Source organism: Enterobacter asburiae, assembly GCF_024599655.1.
Taxonomy (GTDB): Bacteria; Pseudomonadota; Gammaproteobacteria; order Enterobacterales; family Enterobacteriaceae; genus Enterobacter; species Enterobacter asburiae_D.
Genome location: NZ_CP102247.1, coordinates 2,484,219 through 2,504,446 on the forward strand (window position 1 = coordinate 2,484,219; position 20,228 = coordinate 2,504,446).

The 20,228-nt window shown below is 56.6% G+C and carries 18 protein-coding genes; 6 read left to right on the forward strand and 12 right to left on the reverse strand.

What is annotated here, in order from left to right; translation table 11 throughout:
* Positions 1–243: 243 nt before the first annotated feature.
* On the forward strand, positions 244–474 hold the full coding sequence (locus NQ230_RS11730; RefSeq protein ID WP_257257797.1) for a DUF2554 family protein: 231 nt from the start codon (positions 244–246) through the stop codon (positions 472–474).
* Here NQ230_RS11730 and NQ230_RS11735 read toward each other — a convergent pair whose 3' ends face one another.
* Both NQ230_RS11735 and NQ230_RS11740 read right to left on the reverse strand, forming a co-directional pair.
* A complete protein-coding gene (locus tag NQ230_RS11735) occupies positions 475–2,439 on the reverse strand; it encodes a peptidase U32 family protein (RefSeq protein WP_257257798.1) in 1,965 nt (654 codons plus the stop codon).
* Positions 2,440–2,519: 80 nt separating this feature from the next.
* Positions 2,520–3,047 carry a helix-turn-helix domain-containing protein gene (locus tag NQ230_RS11740; RefSeq protein WP_148244559.1) on the reverse strand — a complete coding sequence of 176 codons (528 nt, stop codon included), beginning with the start codon at positions 3,045–3,047 and terminating at the stop codon, positions 2,520–2,522.
* Between the two features lie 59 nt (positions 3,048–3,106).
* Here NQ230_RS11740 and NQ230_RS11745 point away from each other — a divergent pair, with 59 nt between their 5' ends.
* Positions 3,107–4,306 (forward strand): benzoate/H(+) symporter BenE family transporter, encoded by a 1,200-nt coding sequence (locus tag NQ230_RS11745; protein ID WP_257257799.1) that lies wholly within the window; start codon positions 3,107–3,109, stop codon positions 4,304–4,306.
* Here the strand turns inward: NQ230_RS11745 and NQ230_RS11750 are convergent.
* Positions 4,286–5,158 (reverse strand): helix-turn-helix transcriptional regulator, encoded by an 873-nt coding sequence (locus NQ230_RS11750; RefSeq protein ID WP_121423701.1) that lies wholly within the window; start codon positions 5,156–5,158, stop codon positions 4,286–4,288. The genes NQ230_RS11745 and NQ230_RS11750 overlap by 21 nt on opposite strands.
* Before the next feature lie 174 nt (positions 5,159–5,332).
* On the opposite strand from NQ230_RS11750, the gene NQ230_RS11755 reads away from it, so the two are divergent.
* Complete coding sequence (locus NQ230_RS11755) at positions 5,333–6,229, forward strand: DMT family transporter (protein ID WP_257257800.1); 897 nt, start codon at positions 5,333–5,335, stop codon at positions 6,227–6,229.
* Positions 6,230–6,263: 34 nt separating this feature from the next.
* On the opposite strand, the gene NQ230_RS11760 is transcribed toward NQ230_RS11755, so the two are convergent.
* Positions 6,264–6,938 (reverse strand): DUF3313 domain-containing protein, encoded by a 675-nt coding sequence (locus NQ230_RS11760; RefSeq protein WP_033145514.1) that lies wholly within the window; start codon positions 6,936–6,938, stop codon positions 6,264–6,266.
* A gap of 135 nt (positions 6,939–7,073) precedes the next feature.
* The gene (locus NQ230_RS11765; protein WP_121423699.1) at positions 7,074–8,669 is read right to left on the reverse strand and encodes an ABC transporter substrate-binding protein; all 1,596 of its coding nucleotides are present in this window, start codon (positions 8,667–8,669) and stop codon (positions 7,074–7,076) included.
* A gap of 111 nt (positions 8,670–8,780) precedes the next feature.
* On the opposite strand from NQ230_RS11765, the gene pepT reads away from it, so the two are divergent.
* The gene (pepT, locus tag NQ230_RS11770; RefSeq protein ID WP_257257801.1) at positions 8,781–10,010 is read left to right on the forward strand and encodes a peptidase T; all 1,230 of its coding nucleotides are present in this window, start codon (positions 8,781–8,783) and stop codon (positions 10,008–10,010) included.
* Here pepT and tehB read toward each other — a convergent pair.
* Complete coding sequence (gene tehB, locus NQ230_RS11775; protein ID WP_257261338.1) at positions 10,007–10,600, reverse strand: tellurite resistance methyltransferase TehB; 594 nt, start codon at positions 10,598–10,600, stop codon at positions 10,007–10,009. The two genes, pepT and tehB, sit on opposite strands and share 4 nt — an antisense overlap.
* A 135-nt stretch (positions 10,601–10,735) precedes the next feature.
* On the opposite strand from tehB, the gene ydcK reads away from it, so the two are divergent.
* On the forward strand, positions 10,736–11,716 hold the full coding sequence (ydcK, locus tag NQ230_RS11780; RefSeq protein ID WP_257257802.1) for a YdcK family protein: 981 nt from the start codon (positions 10,736–10,738) through the stop codon (positions 11,714–11,716).
* On the opposite strand, the gene rimL is transcribed toward ydcK, so the two are convergent.
* The 4 genes from rimL to NQ230_RS11800 all read right to left on the reverse strand — a co-directional run bounded on the left by rimL (position 11,711) and on the right by NQ230_RS11800 (position 16,194).
* The gene (gene rimL / locus NQ230_RS11785; protein ID WP_159514146.1) at positions 11,711–12,250 is read right to left on the reverse strand and encodes a 50S ribosomal protein L7/L12-serine acetyltransferase; all 540 of its coding nucleotides are present in this window, start codon (positions 12,248–12,250) and stop codon (positions 11,711–11,713) included. The genes ydcK and rimL overlap by 6 nt on opposite strands.
* A gap of 92 nt (positions 12,251–12,342) precedes the next feature.
* Positions 12,343–13,998: a glucan biosynthesis protein D gene (locus tag NQ230_RS11790; protein ID WP_213820498.1), complete on the reverse strand. Its 1,656-nt coding sequence runs from the start codon at positions 13,996–13,998 to the stop codon at positions 12,343–12,345.
* Positions 13,999–14,240: 242 nt separating this feature from the next.
* Positions 14,241–15,014 carry a transporter substrate-binding domain-containing protein gene (locus NQ230_RS11795; RefSeq protein ID WP_025756391.1) on the reverse strand — a complete coding sequence of 258 codons (774 nt, stop codon included), beginning with the start codon at positions 15,012–15,014 and terminating at the stop codon, positions 14,241–14,243.
* A gap of 10 nt (positions 15,015–15,024) precedes the next feature.
* Positions 15,025–16,194: a pyridoxal phosphate-dependent aminotransferase gene (locus tag NQ230_RS11800; protein WP_193939649.1), complete on the reverse strand. Its 1,170-nt coding sequence runs from the start codon at positions 16,192–16,194 to the stop codon at positions 15,025–15,027.
* Between the two features lie 115 nt (positions 16,195–16,309).
* Between NQ230_RS11800 and NQ230_RS11805 the strand changes: the two genes are divergently transcribed.
* Positions 16,310–17,152 carry a LysR family transcriptional regulator gene (locus tag NQ230_RS11805; RefSeq protein WP_121423692.1) on the forward strand — a complete coding sequence of 281 codons (843 nt, stop codon included), beginning with the start codon at positions 16,310–16,312 and terminating at the stop codon, positions 17,150–17,152.
* Here the strand turns inward: NQ230_RS11805 and NQ230_RS11810 are convergent.
* Positions 17,139–18,644 carry a carboxylesterase/lipase family protein gene (locus NQ230_RS11810; protein ID WP_257257803.1) on the reverse strand — a complete coding sequence of 502 codons (1,506 nt, stop codon included), beginning with the start codon at positions 18,642–18,644 and terminating at the stop codon, positions 17,139–17,141. The genes NQ230_RS11805 and NQ230_RS11810 overlap by 14 nt on opposite strands.
* 43 nt (positions 18,645–18,687) lie before the next feature.
* Complete coding sequence (gene hglS, locus NQ230_RS11815; protein ID WP_257257804.1) at positions 18,688–20,031, reverse strand: 2-oxoadipate dioxygenase/decarboxylase HglS; 1,344 nt, start codon at positions 20,029–20,031, stop codon at positions 18,688–18,690.
* Positions 20,032–20,228 lie beyond the last annotated feature (197 nt).

Sequence of the window (20,228 nt, forward strand, 5' to 3'; positions counted from 1 at the left end):
TATAAATGACCTGTTCCTTAGCTCAAGATAACTATTATATAAGATTAATCCTTAATGCAAACATCCAATTGTGGACCAGAAATGGGAGTTTACAAAGATTCAGATGAATTTTAGGAAATATCCTAATCGTCATTCCGAATCCACATTATTTGACATTTTCTTTGCGCTAATTTTAATTTTTGAATAATAACCCTAAAAAATAATCAACATGATAATCCAGCATTATTTTTCAGCGGAGAATCCATGATTAAAAAAGGGTTATCTTTCGTGATGCTTATCTGTGCGCTGTTTTCTGGCCAGCTTATGGCCGGGCGCAAAGGACATGAATATTTATGGGTAAAGAATGTGGGGCATCAGCTTCGTCATGAAGCCGACAGCGATGAGTTGCGAAGCGCTGCGGAAGAGTCGGCGGAGGGTTTGCGCGAACACCACCTGTGGCAGAAATCGCGCAAACCGGACACGCACGTTCGGTGATTAGCTGCCTTTGCGTTTTGGCAGGGTTTTCATCAGGTCGTCTGGACTGACGGACGCCACGATACTGCCGGGCTGTGGCATTTTGAAGATGTGGTTTTTCATCTTGCCGATCACGTGCATTTCGCAAGGACGGCAGTCGAACTTAAGGGTCAGAACTTCGTCACCGTTTACCAGCTGCATGGGGGTGGCTTTCCAGCTCTTAATGTTCCCTTTCGCCTGCTTAGGACACAGGTTAAACGCAAAGCGGAGGCAGTGCTTGGTGATCATCACCGGCACATCGCCCTTCTCTTCATGCGCTTCATAGGCGGCGTCGATCAGCTGCACGCCGTGGCGATGATAGAATTCACGGGCTTTATGGTTGTAGACGTTGGCGAGGAAGGACAAATGGGTGTCCGGGTATACTGGCGCAGGGACGGCTTCCGCTTTACGGCTGCCGCGCGGATACTGCGCCAGGCGCGCGGCATCCAGCATCTCTGCCGTTTCACGGCGGAACGCGTTAAGCAGGCTGTTCGGCACGAACAGCGCGTCCGGCAGATTCACGTTGATAGTGCGCGCGTAGTAAATCGTCTGGCCCAGCTTCGCCACGCCATCCTTCAGGCTGTTAAGCGCTTTTTCCGCGTTGTTTGCCACCTCGAAGAGGCCATCGAGCGTATGCGTCACGCTGATGCCGTCTTCACAGGTCATGGTCAGAATCAGCTGCTCTTCCCAGCCGCCCAGCGCAATATCCACGGCGATACGACGTTCGCTTGAGGTTTTCAGCAGCGCCTGCTGCCAGTTATGATCGAGGTTACGGTTAAGCGCCGCGTTCGGCCGTGCCTTGTAGAGATCGGCGGGCATTTCATTCGGCCATACGCGGTAGCGGTTCTCGCCGGTTTTCTCGACCGTATTGGCGCGGAAGCCCACGACTTCACGCTTAATCATCACGTTAAGGCCATCGCCGTTCGCCAGCGGTTCCGTCACTTCGACATCAAGGTGATCTTTCGCCACTTTCAGCACTTCACCGACCGGTAAACCGATAAACTTCGGTGAGTCAAACGCGCCGATATCCCCTTTACGGGCATTCACAAAATAGTCCGTGCTGCCGCGGTGGAACGTTTTGTCCGTCGACGGAATAAAGAAATGCTCGGTACGGCCGGCCGACGCGCGCGCCAGGTCGCCGCGATCTTCGATGATGGCGTCGAGCATCTGGCGATAGTGCGCGGTGATGTTCTTCACATAGCTCATATCTTTGTAGCGCCCTTCAATCTTGAAGGAACGCACGCCCGCGTCGATCAGCGCGCCCAGGTTGGCCGTCTGATCGTTATCCTTCATGGAGAGCAGGTGTTTTTCGAACGCCACGACGCGGCCCTGATCGTCTTTCAGGGTATACGGCAGACGGCAGGCCTGAGAGCAGTCGCCGCGGTTGGCGCTGCGGCCGGTCTGCGCGTGGGAAATATTGCACTGGCCGGAATAGGCAACGCACAGCGCGCCGTGGATAAAGAATTCAATCGTCGCGTCTGTCGCCTGGTGAATATCGCGGATCTGATTCAGGTTCAGCTCGCGCGCCAGAACGATTTGCGAAAAGCCGACGTCGGAAAGAAACTTCGCCTTCTCGACCGTACGGATATCGCACTGGGTACTGGCATGCAGTTCAATGGGCGGAATATCCAGCTCAAGCACGCCCATGTCCTGAACGATCAGGGCATCAACGCCGGTCTGGTAGAGATCGGTAATCAGACGTTGCGCAGGCTCCAGCTCATCATCATGAAGAATGGTGTTCAGGGTCACGAACACTTTCGCCCCGAAACGGTGGGCGAACGGCACCAGTTCAGCAATATCGCTCAGGCTATTGCTGGCGTTATGGCGGGCACCGAAGCCAGGGCCACCAATGTAGACGGCGTCAGCGCCGTGAAGGATCGCTTCACGGGCAATGGCGGCGTCGCGGGCCGGGCTTAAAAGTTCAAGATGATGGGATTGCAGGCGCATACTTCGTCGTTATCCGTTATGGTCAAAATGGCGGCTATTGTAGTCAGAAGTATGCGTCAGCGAAACAGTTTTGCGTAGCGTCAGCGGGGATAATGAATCAGGGAGTGAAAATGCACCGTTCGCTCGCTGCTGTTGCGGTAAGCGTGCGGTTTATCGCCGGCAAAACGGACGCCCGAATCGGCAGAAATTGTCTGCCATTTGCCGTCAAGCTTCATCTCCAGCTCGCCGCTGACCACTACCACATGTTCAATCACCCCAGCCTCATGCGGCGTGGATTCACTCAGTGCGCCGGGTGCCAGCGTAATGGAGAAATAATCAAACCCGAGCGTCTCGTCCCACGGAAAAAGCGGTTTGACCACCATCGCCTGCTGCTGCGGGTCAAACACCGCCTGCCGGTCCGCCTCCGGCGTGATGAACGCGGAAAACGGGACGTTCAGCCCGGTAGCTATTTTCCACAGCGTCGACACCGTCGGGCTGGATTCATTGCGCTCGATTTGCCCGAGCATCGCTTTTGACACGCCGGTCTCGTCCGCGAGCTTCGACAAACTCCAGCCGCGCGCCTGGCGCAGCGTTTTCAACGTTGTTGCTAGATGTAGTGTGATGTCCATGTTCCCTCCTGATGGCGCTCAGCATACCACTTGTACGCTATAGCGCACAGTGTTACCTTATGCCGGACGCTATAACGCACAACGGAGTTTTCATGCGCCCTTCCTCTCACCTTGTTCCAGTCGCACTGGCTGGATTTGTCGCCGTGTTGGTCGGTTACGCCAGCTCGGCCGCCATCATCTGGCAGGCCGCCGCTGCGGCAGGCGCCAGCGCACAGCAGATTGCGGGCTGGATGACCGCGCTGGGGATTGGGATGGGTGTCAGCACGCTGGCCCTTTCCTGGTGGTACAAAGCGCCGGTCCTGACCGCCTGGTCGACGCCCGGCGCGGCGCTGCTCGCCACCAGCCTGCACGGCGTGACGCTGGCTGAGACGATCGGCGTGTTTATCTTTGCTAACGCGCTCATTTTACTTTGCGGCATCACCGGGCTCTTCGCCCGTCTGATGAGGCTGATCCCCCATTCGCTTGCTGCCGCCATGCTGGCTGGGGTGTTGCTGCAGTTTGGCCTGCATGCATTTGCGCATCTTGAGGGCCACTTTCTGCTGTGCGGCAGCATGATTGCGGCGTGGCTGCTGGCTAAAGCGCTGGCGCCGCGCTATGCCATCGTGGTCACGCTGCTGGTCGGCGGTATCGTGGCATGGGTGGGAGGTGACGTTGTCACCGATAAGCTCGCGTTCTCCCTTGTGATGCCTGAGTTTATTGCGCCCACGTTCACCTTCACCAGCCTGGTGAGTATCGGCGTGCCCTTCTTCCTGGTCACCATGGCCTCACAAAACGCACCGGGTTTCGCCACGATGAAGGCCTCCGGTTACCCGCTGGCTGTCTCGCCGCTCATCATCGTTACGGGTGCGCTGGCGCTGCTGCTTTCCCCTTTTGGCGTTTTTTCTATCTGTATCGCTGCCATTACTGCCGCCATTTGTCAAAGCCCGGATGCACACCCGGATGCCGATAAACGCTGGCTGGCGGCCATCGCTGCCGGAGGGTTTTATCTGCTGGCGGGGATTTTCGGCGGTTCGATTACCGGGCTAATGGCCGCTCTGCCGCTCAGCTGGATCCAGACGCTGGCCGGTCTGGCGCTGCTGGGCACCATCAGCGGGAGTTTATATCAGGCATTAAGCCACGAAGCAGAGCGCGACGCGGCCATCGTCACGTTCCTGATGACCGCAAGCGGCGTCACGATCCTCGGCATCGGTTCGGCATTCTGGGGGCTGGTGCTGGGCGGCGTATGCTATGCCCTGTTTTCACGCGCTCGCCGCGCGTAGCTGCGAAGGCGTCATGCCCGTCGCGCTGCGAAAGCGGTTGCTGAAGTGGCTGGCGGAGTTAAACCCGCAGGCAAGGGCGATGTCCGTCAGCGGCGTCGAGGTGTGCTGCACCAGGGCCTTCGCTTTTTCCATTCGCCTCTGCATCACGTACTGATGCGGCGCCAGCCCCGTCGACTGGCGGAACATGCGGGCAAAATGGTATTCGCTGAGGGCGGCCTGCGCCGCCAGTTCAGCCAGCGTCAGGGGCTGGCCCAGGTTCTCTTCGATAAAGGCCAGCACGTTGCGCAGCACGAATGGCGATAGCCCGCCGGTGACGACCGGCAGCTTCCACTGAACGTTAGAGTAATTTTGCAGCAGATGGGTCAGGAGCAGCGTAGAGGCCGTGCTCAGGGTGAGCTGGTTGGCGTGCTGCTGCCAGTCGCAGCCGAGCAAAAACTGACGATACAGCGCGGTGATCTTCGGATCGCTACCAAAAATGCGCTCGTCCAGCGTCAGCGAAAGCGGCCGCTTGTCCCAGATCTTTTCCCCCACATCGCGCAGATGTTCATCGGTGCAGTAGAGATGCACAAACGACAGGTCGTCACGGATATCCCATGTCGATTCGCTCTCTTTTGGCATCAAGCAGAAACGGTCCGGTCCCCCGCCGTTCTTCCAGCCGCCCGGCGTTTTTTGATAGCTTTCGTAGCCGTCCGCCACGTACAGGCTGAGGGTATGATGGTTGCTTTTTACCGTGATCGTATCGTGCTTGTTGTACCACGCTGCCAGCTGAATGCCCGAATTCAGCGAGACGGTTTCCCGCAGGACCGCATTCTGTTGGCAAAGCGTTTCAAAGGTATCGTAAGCGTGAGACATAACCGTTAGCGCGTGATTAACTGGAATATCAGTCTAAGAAGAGTTGTCTCCCGTTGCCAGTCCCCGCGTAAGAAAAAAGCGCAAGATTTTGCAAGTCACCCGCAAGCCGATGAAAGCCCGTCGCGGATCTCAGCGTCATACTGCGGGCTTCCGTGGTTTGAGAAGAGAAAAAGTATGAACGCATTATTATACGGACTGGTGGTGGTTATCTGGGGAACCACCTGGATTGCGATTTTCCTCCAACAGGGTCCCGTAGCCGCGCCCGTCTCTATTTTCTGGCGTTTCGCCGTCGCCAGCCTCACGATGATGGTGGTGTTAGTCGCCCTGCGCCGCCTGCGCAAGCTGGCGCTGCGGGATCACCTCTATTGCATGCTCCAGGGATGCTGCGTTTTCTGCTTTAACTTCTGGTGCTTTTACGCCGCAGCCTCGCACATCAACACCGGGCTGGAATCGGTGATCTTCTCCATGGCCGTGCTCTATAACGCCATTAACAGCTTTATTTTCTTCGGGCAGCGCCCGCCCGCGCGGTTCTGGACGGCGGCGGCACTGGGGCTGGTCGGGATAATTACCCTCTTCTGGGACGATCTGCTGGCCAGCGGCTGGAGCGCGTCGCTCCTGACCGGGATTGGTCTTTCCGCGCTGGGCACCTACGGCTTCTCGCTGGGCAATATGATCAGCATGCGTCATCAGCGCAGAGGCCTCGAAACCATGACCACCAACGCCTGGGCGATGCTTTACGGCACGCTGGTGATGGGCTGCATTGCCCTGTTCAGAGGCGACAGCTTCACGCCGGAGTGGACTACCAGCTACATTGGCGCGCTGCTCTATCTGGCCCTGTTTGGTTCGGTGATTGCCTTTGGTGCTTACTTCACGCTAGTGGGACGCATTGGCCCGGGCAAAGCGGCCTACAGTACGCTGCTCTTCCCGCTGGTGGCGCTCTCCATCTCCACGGTGTATGAAGGCTACGTCTGGCATTTCAACGGAATTATTGGACTCTTGCTGATTCTGGGGGGAAATATGGTGATGTTTACCAAACCCGAAACCTGGTTCAGGCGCCTGCGCACGGCGTAAATAAAACGGCCTGCATTACGCAGGCCGTTTTAGGTTATTTCGCGGTCTTTTTCACATCAAACATGGTGGCGTCCGTCGCCATATCATCAACAACCTGCTTCAGCGTCGCAAAGGTCATTGGCGTACTTTCGTTATTCAAATCTTTACCTTCGCCTTTACGCACCACCTTCATGACCGGTTTGTTGGTAGCCGCATCGATCAGCTCGCCTTCAAAGAAGAGATGCGTGTCCATGGTGCGATGCCCGGTTGCCATCTGCGTACCCGCCACCACCAGCGCGACCGGCACCACTTCATAGAACTGCAGACCCTCTTTCTGCGAACTCACCCCGGTAATTGCACCGCGGAAAATCAGGCTGTGTTTACCCGGCGTGGTCACCACTGGCTTACGCGTACCAATAGCCGTTTTCATTTTGTTATTGGTGTAATTCAGCAGCTCATCAAGCGTTTTTTGCCCAATTTGTGTCGTTGGTTTAGGCGCAGGATAATAAGTAATCGGCGTCCAGAGAATACTGTCGTAATTAGCTTCGTTATAGGAAGGATCAACCCAACGCAGCGTTGGTTTGCCCGTCGCCGAGGTCGTTTGCTGCAAGCCTGAATAATCTTTTAAAAAGCCGGAGTATTGTTCTGGCGCGGCGACTTTTGAAGAACAGCCCGCCAACGCCAACAGACCAGTAAGCACTGCAACTTTAAAAAAAGTTTGAGTACGCATGATAGTTTTCCATGTTATCTGCAAGTATGCATTTGAAGTTATAGCAAAAGACGGGCGGGTTTGTTGTGACAAAAAATGATGCGGGGAGCACAAATTGCGAAAAGACTGCCCGGCAGCGTGCCGGGCAGTGAAAAATTACTGATTTATATCCAGTTGCCAGAAAAGATGTTTGCCAAACGGGTCGATTTCATAGCCCGTCACCTCCTTGCGCACCGGTTCGAAAATGGTTGAATGCGCAATCATCACCGCGGGCATCTGGTCATGCATCATCTGCTGAGCCTCTTTATACAGCGCCACGCGTTTATCGCGATCGGTCGTTGATTTTGCTTCCGCAATAATTTTATCGAAGGGCTTATAGCACCATTTCGCCGAATTTGAACCGCCGTTTGCCGAGGTACAGGTAAATAGCGGACCAAAGAAGTTATCGGGATCGCCCGTTGCGGTCGTCCATCCCATCAGCGCGGCCTGATGTTCGCCGCCCTTCACGCGCTTGAGGTATTCGCCCCATTCGTAGGTGACGATTTTGGTCTGTACGCCGATTTTCGCCCAGTCGGCCTGAATCATCTCCGCCATGCGTTTCGCGTTCGGATTGTACGGACGCTGCACCGGCATCGCCCACAGGTCGACGCTCACGCCGTTGGCAAAACCGGCCTCTTTCAGCAGCGCTTTCGCCTTTTCGGGATCGTAATCGTAATCTTTAAGCTCGCTGTCTGCGCTCCAGACGCCCGGCGGCAGCAGGTTCTTCGCCGCGGTGCCGGTGCCGTGGAACACCGCGTCAATAATGGCCGGTTTATTGATGGCCATCGCCAGCGCCTGACGGACTTTTACGTTATCCAGCGGCGGCTTTTGGGTATTGAAAGCCAGAAAACCGGTATTCAGCCCGGCTTTGCTCATCAGGTTGATGTCTTTGTTCGCCTTCATGCGCGGCAGGTCCGCCGGGTTCGGGAACGGCATCACCTGACATTCGTTCTTCTCAATTTTGGCAAAACGCACGGAGGCATCGGGTGTGATGCTAAACACCAGCCGATCCAGCTTCGATTTCCCCTGCCAGTAGTCGGCGAACGCCGTAAACAGGATCCGCGAATCCTTCTGATACTGCGCCAGCTTAAACGGCCCAGTGCCGATGGGCTCCATATCCACCTTCTCCGGCGTGCCCGCTTTTAGCATCGCGTCGGCATACTCCGCGGAAAGGATCGAGGCAAAATACCATGCCAGATCGGCGACAAACGGCGCTTCCGGGTGCGCCAGGGTAAAGCGCACGGTGTGATCATCAACTTTATCAATGCTGGTTATCAGGCTGCCAAACTCCAGGCTTTCGAAGTTGGAGTAGCTGCCGTTAGAGACGTTGTGGTAGGGATGGTTCACGTCTTTCTGCCGCATAAACGAGAAGATCACGTCGTCGGCGTTAAAGTCGCGGGTCGGCGTGAAGGATTTATTGCTCTGGAATTTGACGCCCTTACGCAGATGGAAGGTGTAAACCTTGCCGTCGTCGCTGACTTCCCAGCGCTCCGCCAGGCTCGGCACCAGCTCCGTGGTGCCGGGTTTGAAATCGACCAGCCGGTTATAGACCGGCACGGCGCTGGCGTCCACGCTGGTTCCCGAGGTGTATAACTGAGGATTAAAGTTTTCCGGCGATCCTTCGGAGCAATACACCAGCGTTTTCGCGGCAACGGTGGAACTGACCGTGAGTGCAGCGAGTGCCAGCGCTAAAGTTGTGAGTTTGCTTTTCATCATTTATTCCTGTCTTTTTAATTCGACGGCTAATTAATTCTTTTGCCATTTCATAAATAACATTAAAGTGAGATGGCAAACACCTGAAAAATAAATAAGGAACAAATCACTATGGGCTCGCCGCTTTCCAGACAATTAACGCACCGTTTTTTCCGCTATCTCGCTATCACCAGCCAGAGCGATCCCAAAGTCAAAACCCTGCCCTCAACGCCGGGCCAGCACGACATGGCGCGCGAGCTGGCGCAGGAGCTGGCACAGCTGGGGTTAGACGACATTGTGATTGATGAATTCGCCACGGTGACGGCGGTAAAAAAAGGCAACGTGCCCGGCGCGCCGCGCATCGGCTTTATTACCCATATTGATACCGTGGACGTAGGATTATCACCGGATATTCATCCACAAATATTAAACTTTACCGGTGAAGATCTCTGTCTGAATAAAGAGAAAGACATCTGGCTGCGGGTGAAAGAGCATCCTGAAATTCTGGCTTATTCGAATGAGGAGATTATTTTCAGCGACGGAACCAGCGTATTGGGCGCGGATAATAAATCGGCGGTCACGGTCGTTATGACGGTGCTGGAAAACCTGACGGCGGAACATCAGCACGGGGATATCGTCGTGGCATTTGTGCCTGATGAAGAGATCGGCCTGAACGGTGCAAAAGCGCTGGATCTTAAGCGCTTCGACGTCGACTTTGCCTGGACCATCGACTGCTGCGAGCTGGGGGAAATTGTCTACGAGAACTTTAATGCGGCAGCCGCTGAGATCCGCTTTACCGGCGTGACGGCGCACCCGATGTCCGCCAAAGGCGTGCTGGTGAACCCCCTGCTGATGGCGACTGACTACATCAACCATTTTGACCGCCAGCAAACGCCAGAGTGCACCGAGGGACGTGAAGGCTATATCTGGTTTAACGGCATTCAGGCCAGCCAGAACGAGGCCATTCTTAAAGCCAATATCCGGGACTTTGACAAGGACAGCTTTGCCGCCCGCAAGCAGCAGATTGCCGACGTTGCCGCGCTGATTGCCGCCCAACATCCAACGGCCACGGTCGATTATCGCATTGAAGATACCTACAGCAATATTAGCAATGCGATTGGCGAAGACCGACGCGCTATCGATCTGATGTTTGCGGCGATGGAATCACTCGGCATCACGCCGAAACCGACGCCCATGCGCGGCGGGACCGACGGCGCGGCGCTCTCGGCAAAAGGGCTGCTCACGCCGAACTTCTTCACCGGCGCGCATAACTTCCACTCGAAGTTTGAATTCCTGCCGCTGTCGTCGTTCGAGGCGTCTTACAATACTGCGCTGCAGATCTGCCTGCTGGCCGCGCGTTAAGCGGGCTTGCGTGCCAGCATAGTGGCAAAGCGCAGCTTGATGCGGTTGCCGTTTTCATCGGTGCGGTGCAGTTCGCCAACGTCTTCGTTGTATTTGAGCAACTCCCAGCCTTCGTAGTAGTTGCTCAGCTCACCGCTTTTAAACGCAAACGGGAAGCCGACGGTGCACGGATAATCCGCCGTGTCCATCGCGGCAACGATCAGGTTGTAGCCGCCCGGCTTTGTGCAGCGCTGCATGTTGGCGATAAGTCCCGGGATGGTTTTTGACTCCAGGAACATCAGCACCACGGTGGAGAGAATGAAATCGTATTCGCCGTCAAAACTCAGGTTGTTGAGATCTTTAACTGCCGTGTGGAGGTTATCGATCCCTTCTTCCGCCTTGATGCGCTCGATATTATCGATGCTCAGCGGGTTCTTATCCCACGCGGTCACCTCGTAACCGTTGGCCGCCAGAAAAAGGCTGTTACGGCCATTGCCGCAGCCCAGATCCAGCGTTTTACCCGGTTTAATCTTTTGCGCACTGAACAGCACCTCTGAATGGGTGCGGGTTAAGCCATATTTCTCTGTGAAGTAATTCTCATCGACGGTCATTATTTTTTCCTGAGCCTGCATACGTTTAAAGTGCATCCTGAATGCCATTTTAAGGCGTTTACCGTCTGGTTGCCAGTCGTTCGAAAACCGAAAAATTTGCTACGTTTAGTTATGACGCTTATCAGAGACATAAAGATGAACAAATATCGCCTTAGCGACGAGACACGCCTCTGGCAATGGAAAAATGGCGACACTACCCACTCCGTCACGCTGCGGCAGATTATCGCGACAGTGGATTTTAGCGATGTGACGGCCGGTACCAAAGGCGGCTGGATTGACGACGGGCGCGCCCTCGCGCAGGACGGCGACTGTTGGATCTACGACGAAAACAGTGTGGTATTCGCCGGTGCCGTCGTGTCCGGCAACGCGCGTCTTACCCTGCCGTGCATCGTCAGCCATGATGCCCGTATCGGCGACAGCTGCTGGCTGGACGGCGCGGAGGTCAGCCACGGGGCGCGCATAAGTGACCACGTCACCATTCAGCAATCCTGCGTGCGCGGCGAGTGCCATATTTTCGGCGAGGCTCGCGTACTGCATCACAGCGTGGTGATCGCTGCCAAAGGGCTAACGCCGGACCATGAACAGATCCTGCAAATCTACGATAAGGCAACGGTGAGCCAGTCGCGCATTGTGCACCAGGCGCAAATCTACGGCGAGGCGATGGTCAACTTTGCCTTTGTTGAGCACCGCGCCGAAATATTCGACAGCGCCATCCTCGAAGGTAACGACGTGAACAACGTCTGGGTGTGCGACTGTGCAAAGGTCTATGGCAACGCCCGCGTGATTGCCGGTTTTGACGACGATGCCATCCCGACGGTGCGCTACAGCTCGCAGATTGCGGAGAACGCCGTGGTGGAAGGAAACTGCGTCATCAAGCACCACGTCCTGATTGGCGGTCAGGCCTGGCTGCGCGGCGGGCCGATCATGCTGGATGACAAAGTGGTGATTCAGGGACGCGCGCGGATAAGCGGGGATGTGCTCATCGAGCACCGGGTTGAAATCACCGATGATGCGGTCATCGAAGCCTTTGCCGGGGAGAGCATTCACCTGCGCGGCGAAAAGGTGATTAACGGCGACCAGCGCATCACCCGCACCCCGCTGCTGGGGGCGTTATAGGGTAGCGATCTTCCCGTAGATATTCACATCGTCAAAGCGACCGTTCAGGTATTCGGCTTCCCGCAGGCACCCTTCCAGCGTAAAACCGTTGCGCACGGCAACGCTGTTGCTGTGCTGATTCGCCACCCGACACTTGATCACAAAACGGCGGATCTCCCCGCGTTCGACGTAGTAGCGCATAAACGCCTGCAGTGACCGGGAGAGAATGCCCTGCCCCTGATGGCCTTCATCCAGCCAGTAGCCGATGTACCCGGCCTTGTTGGCAGGCTCAATCGTATTGAACGACAGCACGCCAACCAGTTCATCACCAGCGAAGATCAAAAACATTTTGGCGTAGCCGCGCTGGTGCAGCATCTGGTTACTCTGCACGTTGCGGCGGGTATCTTCTTCGCTGCCCACGTGCTGCGCCCAGTCAAAGGCGGTTTGCAGAAAGGTTTTGTTTTTGACGACGAGATTGTGCAGGTCGGTGGTGTAGCGCTCTTCGACAGCGCGAAGCTCGATATCCTGGGTAACGGGGATGATTTCTGAAGACATATAGTGCCTCGTCATTGCCGGGTGGCGGCTTACTCTGGATGCATTTGTAGGCCGGGTAAGCGCTAGCGCCACCCGGCACAATCCCACAAGGGTTAACGCATTACCCTGTCGTCAACGTAATGACGTTTATCCGGCGCCGGTGGGAAATACTGATACAGCCAGGTTTCGCTGATGGCATCGCCCTGGCAGCGCAGGAAAAGGCGCATATCCACCGGCTCCGTCGAATCCGAGGTTGGATACCAGTCAAACAAAATGCGATAGCCGTCAAACGGCTCTACGTAGAGGATCTCAACCTGCTTCGCTTCACCGCTGGAGAGCGTGATCACCGGCTCAATGCCTTTTGGCGCAGCGGCCTTCAGGTCGCCGCCGACGAAGTCGATGGCAAAGCGACGGGCCCACACTTTCGGATAATTTTCGCCCGGAGCCCAGCCTTCCGGGAACCCGCCCATACCGGTACGGGTAGCGAAGACGTTGGCCAGCGGAGAACGCACCGGCGGCATTGCGCTCCAGTACAGACGATATTTAAAGTCCAGCTCGTCGCCCGCTTTCACCGCTTTTTCCGGCTGCCAGAAGCAGACCACGTTATCCAGCGTTTCACCCGTGGTCGGGATCTCCATCAGGCCAACCGCGCCTTTACCCCAGTCGTTACGCGGTTCAACCCACAGGCTTGGGCGTTTGTTATACCAGCCCATCACGTCCTGATAGTGCGAGAAATCGCGATCGAGCTGCAGCAGGCCGAACCCTTTCGGGTTTTTGTCCATGTAGGCGTTGAACTGCAGCTTCTGCGGGTTGTTCAGCGGACGACAGATCCACTCCCCGTTGCCGCGCCACATTGCCAGGCGATCGGAGTCATGAATTTGCGGGTGAATGGTGTCACACATGCGGCGTTCGTTATTGCCGCAGCTGAACATGCTGGTCATCGGCGCGATGCCGAGCTGCTTGATGTCCTTACGCGCATAGAGATGGTTTTCCACCTCCATGATCACCTGGCTCTTCTCGCAGTGGATCACGAATTTATAGGCACCGGTAACGCTCGGGCTGTCCAGCAGCGTATAGACGGTAAAGGTCGTGTCGCCGGGTTTGACGGTTTCAAACCAGAAGGAGGTAAAGTCCGGGAACTCTTCCGGCGTGTCGGTAAAGGTATCTACCGCCAGACCGCGGGCAGACAGGCCGTACTGGTAGGTGTCATCCACTGCGCGGAAGTAGCTCGCGCCCAGGAAAGAGACGATATCGCGACGCGCCAGTTCAGGAGCCTTAAAGGCGCGGAAGCCCGCAAAGCCGAGATCGCTTTGCCCTTCCAACTGCCTGGTATCCACACCCGTTTCGCCGTAGCTGAACAGCTCCGGACGGAAGTGGATCTCGCGCGCCATAGAGGTAGACTGGTCCAGCGAGAACATCCGCACGCGGCGGCGGAACCCCATCCCCATGTGGAAGAACTGCACGTCCAGCTGACGCCCTTCAATGTTGTTCCACAGTGACTGTTTTTCATCGTAGCGGATGGCGTTGTACGCCTGCGGCGTCATGGTTGCCAGCGTGTCCGGTAGCGGACGCGGCGCGCCACCCCACGGGGTTTTCGCCAGGTCATGCGCCATGGATTGCAGTACGGAGAAGTCAAAACGACGGCTCTGGCCGTCAGCAATGTCAGAGTCGGCAGCGTACGCCGCTTTGGAAAACAGGGAAGCAAGGCCAGATGTGCCGCTCAGGGCTGCCACTGCCAGCGAGCCTTTTAGAAAACGTCTGCGATTCATGCCTGGAAAAACGTCCTTATGGTCGTGTGAATGTGTTTCGCGCTCGGCGAAATGACGGCAAGAAAGAACGCACAGCCTAAACAAAAATGGTTAAGAATCCAATTGTTGGCCGGTGATTATCTGAACAAAGTGAGAAATATTTTCTGTCGACCAGAACGGCCCGAAAGTGGTGTAAAGAAAGCCTGGAAAATGTGTAGAAAAATGCCCCGTCAGGACATCAGCTGACGGGGCTAATGAGGCGGTTATTTTACGCTGACATCGATACCTGGGAAGTACTTATCAGCGAGTTTAGCGATCGTGCCGTCGGCACGTACTTTATCAATCGCGGCATCAAGCTGCTTTTTGGTAGCCTCGTCACCTTTACGCAACCCAAAACCGATCCCACTGCCGAGGATAGTGTCGTCAGACACCGGTTTGCCGATGAAGCCAAATCCTTTCCCCTGCGGCTTGCTGAGGAAACCTGCCTGCCCGGCCGCGGACATGACCAGCGAGGCGTCGATACGGCCATTCAGCAGATCGCCCCAGGCCATATTCTGATCTTTATAAGATACCACGGTGACACCCTGCTTTTCCCAGTGCTCTTTCGCATAGGTTTCCTGAATGGATCCCTGCAGCACGCCGATGGTTTTACCCTTCAGCCCTTCTGGGGTTGCCTCAACCGCCGTACCGGCCTTGCCGACCAGCTGCGACGGAATACGGTAGATCGGCTGGGTAAAATCAATGCTCTTGCGGCGCTGCTCGGTAATGTTCATCGCCGAGTTGATGGCGTCAAATTTCTTCGCCACCAGGCCCGGGATAAGCGCATCAAACGAGGTTTCAACCCAGCTGCACTTCAGCGCAGCCGCTTTGCAGATGGCATTCCCCAGCTCAACGTCAAACCCTTCCAGTTCTCCCGCCGCATTGCGGCTCTCAAACGGCGGGTATTCCGCTTCCAGACCGTAACGCAGCTCGGTAGCCGCGAAGGAAGAAAAAGTACACAGCAATCCCATGCCGACAACTAACGCGCGTAATTTCATCTAATACTCCTCAGCGTGGTTTAACCCGACACAGGGCCTGGGCACCTGCCCGTAACGTCGCCTCATCTTTGGCAAAAGAAAGACGAATCAATTTATTATCCGTACCGTCCGCATAAAACGCCGACAGCGGAATGGTGGCAACGCCGTACTCAACGATCAGCCTCTTCACCAGCTCGCTGTCGCGCTCGTCGCTGAACTGGCTGTAGTCGGCCAGCATGAAGAACGATCCGGCGCTCGGCAGCAGCGTAAACGGCGAATCGGCCAGCAGGCTGTGCAGCAAATCGCGCTTGCGCTGATAAAACGCCGACAGCGACAGCCAGGTTTGCGGATCGACCATATGTTCAGCAAACGCGTGCTGCATTGGCGTATCGGCAGAAAACATTAAAAATTGATGGACTTTACAAATCTCGTCCATCAGTACCGCCGGTGCAACACAGTAACCCACGCGCCACCCGGTGACGTGATAGGTTTTTCCGAAAGAGGAAATTATCACGCTGCGCTCCGCCAGCTGCGGGTGCGTGGCCATTCCGTGGTGCGGCTCACCGTCAAAAACGACGTGTTCGTACACTTCGTCAGACAAAATAATGATGTCGGTATTGCGCGTCAGCGCCGCCAGCTGTTCCAGGTCATTGGCGGAGAAGACCTGGCCGCTCGGGTTATGCGGCGTATTGATGATGATCATGCGCGTGCGCGGGGTGATCGCGGCGCGAACCTCATCCCAGTTGACGGTAAAATCCGGCACGGTGAGCTTGATGGCTATCGGGGTTGCCCCCTGCAGACGGACAATCGGCGCGTAGCTGTCAAAGGACGGTTCAAAGTAGATCACCTCATCCCCCGGATGCACCAGCCCGCTTATTGCCGAATAGAGCCCTTCGCTGGCGCTGGCGGTCACCAGCACCTCGCTGGCAGGGTCATACTGCGTGCCGTAGAGCGTGGCAATTTTATCGGCAATACGTTCCTTAAGCGGCTGCAGGCCGGTCATTGACGCATACTGGTTATGCCCCGCCTCCATTGCGCGCGTGACGCCCGCAATCAGCTTCGGGTCGCAGGAAAAATTCGGTGCGCCCTGAGAAAGGTTAATCGCGTTATGCTGCGCCGAGAGCTGGCCGATAACGGTAAAAATGGTGGTTCCCACATCCGGCAGTTTGGAGCGCGTTTGCACAGGCGTTCGTAAAGTCATCCTCTTTCCCTTCTCATGGACATTGCATAACTATTCAAACAACATCTGTACTGTCGGGACAATCGAATTGTTGTCATAATAGCCATGATAAAAATGCATAGCTGAGGTGTTTTCTATGTCACGCCGTTCGCTCCCCCTTAATGCCATCGACGCATTTTTAGTCACCGCGCGTCACCTCAATCTGACCCATGCCGCCGCGGAACTGTGTCTGACGCAGGGGGCCGTGAGCCGTAAGATTGCCTCCCTTGAGGCGTGGTTTGGCTTTCCGCTTTTTGAACGCCACGCGCGCGGGCTACGCCTCTCGCCGCAGGGCAGCGCCCTGCTTCCGGAGCTGCAGTCCGCTTTCGAGCAGCTGCTGTCCGTGGCCGACCAGGCCCGCAGCCAGCACACGGTGATCCGGCTGAAGGCTCCCACCTGCGCCATGCGCTGGCTAGTGCCGCGCCTGCTGGAGGTGGAGCGCGAGCATCCGGATCTGCAAATTGCGCTGACCACCACCACCGATCACAACGTCAATTTCAAAACCGAATCTTACGACGCGGCCATTGTGTTCGGCACGCACATGAGCGCTGGCGATCTACTGTTCGAAGAGGCGCTCACCCCGGTGATAAGCCCGGTGCGGGCAGGCGCAGCGCTGGGCTCGTTAACGTTCCTTCACCCCACAAGGGATAAGACAGACTGGTCGCTGTGGCTGACGAAACAGGAAGGCCCTGGCTTTGTCATGCACAAAAATCAACACTTCGATACGATGGATCTCGCCATTACGGCCGCCATTCAGGGGCTGGGCGTCGCCATCGCCGACGAAACGCTGGTGGCAGAAGATGTTCACGCGGGCAGGCTGATGCGGCCCTATCAGACAAGCATAAAAACCGGCGCAAGCTACCGGCTGGTGCTGCGCGAAACGCCTGGCGAGGAAAATGGTCTCGCGGCGTTTCGCGCCTGTTTGCTTAATCGAGGCTGACGTGGTGCTTCATCACCCGTTTGAAGAGGCTCATGCGGGCACGCATAAAGCGGTTTTCAAGCCTGAAAGCTGCATGTTTATTCACACCAATGCGTAACAGAACGTCCCGCCCTTTACGACACGCGGGCCAGTGCGTCGGACCGGGCAGGCTGTCGCGACGACCCGCGTCACGCGCAAAGCTCACCCAGTAATCCGCCACCTGAGCAGCAAACTGCAGGTCCCGCTCATTGACGTACTGACGCGAAGGCTCTACCTGACCGAGCGTATCAAAGACGTAGGGAACTTCGTTGCCGTGCCAGGCGCCGTTGATATACGTGCCATGTTCCGCTTCGGCGACATAGTCAAACCAGTAACGCCAGCACAATCCACCGACGCGCTGCTGGGCCTGCATCACCACGTAGCCCATGGTGGTAAAGGCCATGTCGCGGCACACCTGCCTGCCCAGCTCTTCATCGCCCTTCACGCCCGGATAGAGCAGCTTAATCAGCCCCAGTCCGAAGCGACGCTCCCGACGAAGCTTCTGAATTTGTCCTGCGAGATCGATGCCAAACACCGCCATCACGCTGGCTTCATCGCTGTTGGAACCAATCATCACCGGCACCGGATGCTGACGGGCGGCAAAAAAGACGTCCAGCATGGCTTCCGGTAGAACACAGTCTCCAGCGATGGGCGCCGGGGCGACGTTCAGCGGCGCGGTGAGCGGCCAGAACGCGTCTGGCGGAATGGCGCGTAGCTGCCCGGCGGTCGCATTTTCCAGACCGAAATGGGCGGCCAGCGCTTCTCCTTTTTGCAGCGCCTGCTCGCGCGGCGTGTCCGGCAGGGTGTATCCGCTTTGTACTATCGCCTTATGAAACAATCCTGCCGCCAGCGGCGAGGCCAGCAGAGAGAGCACGCTGCGCGCACCGGCGGATTCGCCAAACAGGGTGATATTGGCAGGATCGCCACCAAACCCGGCGATATTATCCCGCACCCATTCGAGGGCGGCTATCTGATCCAGCAGGGCAAAATTATGCACTACGCGCCCTTCCTCGCCTTCCAGCGCGGGATGGGCGAAAAAGCCGAGATGACCGAGACGGTAGTTGATCGTCACGACAACCACGCCGCGCGTGGCCAGCGCTTTGCCGTTATACGGCGGTAAGCCACCAGCACCAATCGTAAACCCGCCCCCGTGCAGCCAGACCATAACAGGAAGCGGCCCGGCGCGCTCTGTGGGGGACCAGACGTTAAGGTAGAGACAATCTTCGGAAAACTGGCCCGGATCGCCGCCACCTAGCTCCTGACAATACTCGCTGCTTTGCCAGCTTGAGGGCGAGAAAGCCGTGGCCTCGCGCAGGCCATCCCAGCGTTCAGGGGGCCGGGGCGAGCGCCAGCGCCACTCCCCCACGGGCGGTGCGGCGTACGGAATACCGCACCAGAGGTGAACGTTTTCATCGGTTAAACCAGTCAGTGCGCCCTGGCGCGTTTCAACCACAGGGGCGGAAGGATTTTGCATAACAACCTTATTTTTTCCATCACACCCCAGCAGAGTAACGATTTCAGAGCAAACCGCAACGCTGTTTGCTGCGCGTTTCAGCCTCCTGGTAGAGCGTAAACTCGTCATACACCTGGCAGCCCAGCGCGTCTTCAAACGCATCGCGGCTCGCGTTACCGTGGCTGCGGGCCTGGGTTTCGTTCCCGAGATTGGACTGGAAAATCCCCGCGGCGCTGACCGGGAGGAAATCTTCGTAGGTGATCGGCTGGGCAACCACCCATCCGCGCTCAATCAGCGGCTGCGGATCGTCACCCGGACGGAACGCATGACGATGGGCTTCCCCGGCTGGCGTCAGGCGGTAGCGGAAATAGGCCAGCTCCTGACGGCGCATGAGCATTTCGCTGTCAGGGAAGGCGCTAAAAATCTCCCGCAGATGCAGCTGGTGTGTGAGGTTATCTTTACCGGTTCCTGCCTGAGCGAGGAGGCTGTCGTACAGTTCCCGGCCTTTCGGGGTCAGCGCCACGCCGCGCTGTTCAATCTCACCGAAGCGCGCGGTGTGGGTGCCTTTATGTTCACCGGCAAACAGCACCGGCTCTTCCAGCGCCTTGAAGCTGGTTTGACGCAATAAGACGGGCACGTCGCGACGTGGCGGTCCTTCGATCAGAATTTTTGGCTCGATACCGTACTTCGGCATCAGTTCCTGCACCCGGTCAATATCCAGCGTGCGCGGCGTGAGGTGGTTAATATGGCAGCCCGGGAAGCAGACCACGTCGGCAATCAGGCGATGTTCGTTGCTCAGTGCCAGATAGGTTTCCTGATCAACCGTCGCATGGCGGTGCCAGCGGAAGGTTTCTAACGCTTCGTGCACAAACTCGTGAGCCTGTGCGTCAGTAAAGTGCCCTTCCGACTCATGGAGGTCGATCAGTTCCAGACAGCGGGGGGTAAAGATGTTCCGGTGAGACAGGATCTCTGCGGCACGCTCGCGCAGCGCGACGTTTTCAATCAGCTCAAGACGCAGCAGCGAGGTAAAGATACGAAACGGATTTCGACACAGGGCCGCATCATCAACCGGGCGAAACGCCGTTGAGTGGACCGGCACCCCCGCCTGCGAGAGATCGTAATAGCTGACCGGGTACATGCCCATAATCGCAAACATACGGCGCAGGGTTGAAAGTTCCTGTGACGTGCCGACGCGGATCGCCCCGTGACGCTCAACGTTCAGGCGCGCAAGCTCATCGGCGTTCGCCAGTTGTTCATGTAGTAGTGGATTATTTTCCAGAACCGCCAGGTTTACGTCCGCAACCAGTTCAAGCAAGGTGCCGTACTGCGGAACTTCCTGCTGGTACATCGCCGACATAGCCTGCGAAAAGTGTTCCCGAATGTCATCAGCCGTGATGGTGTTCGCCATGATGTCATGCCTCCAGTGAATATTACCTGGAGTGTAGAGAAACCCGTTCCTTCCGGGGGGAAGAATTTCTGAATTGTGATCTTAAGACGACAGTGGTCAAACCGTGTGCTATCAGGCCCCTGAACAGCGCCGAACGGAACCGCCCTTACAACCTGAACGCTTTTATCCAGGATTTTCCTTATAATTATTTAGGGTTC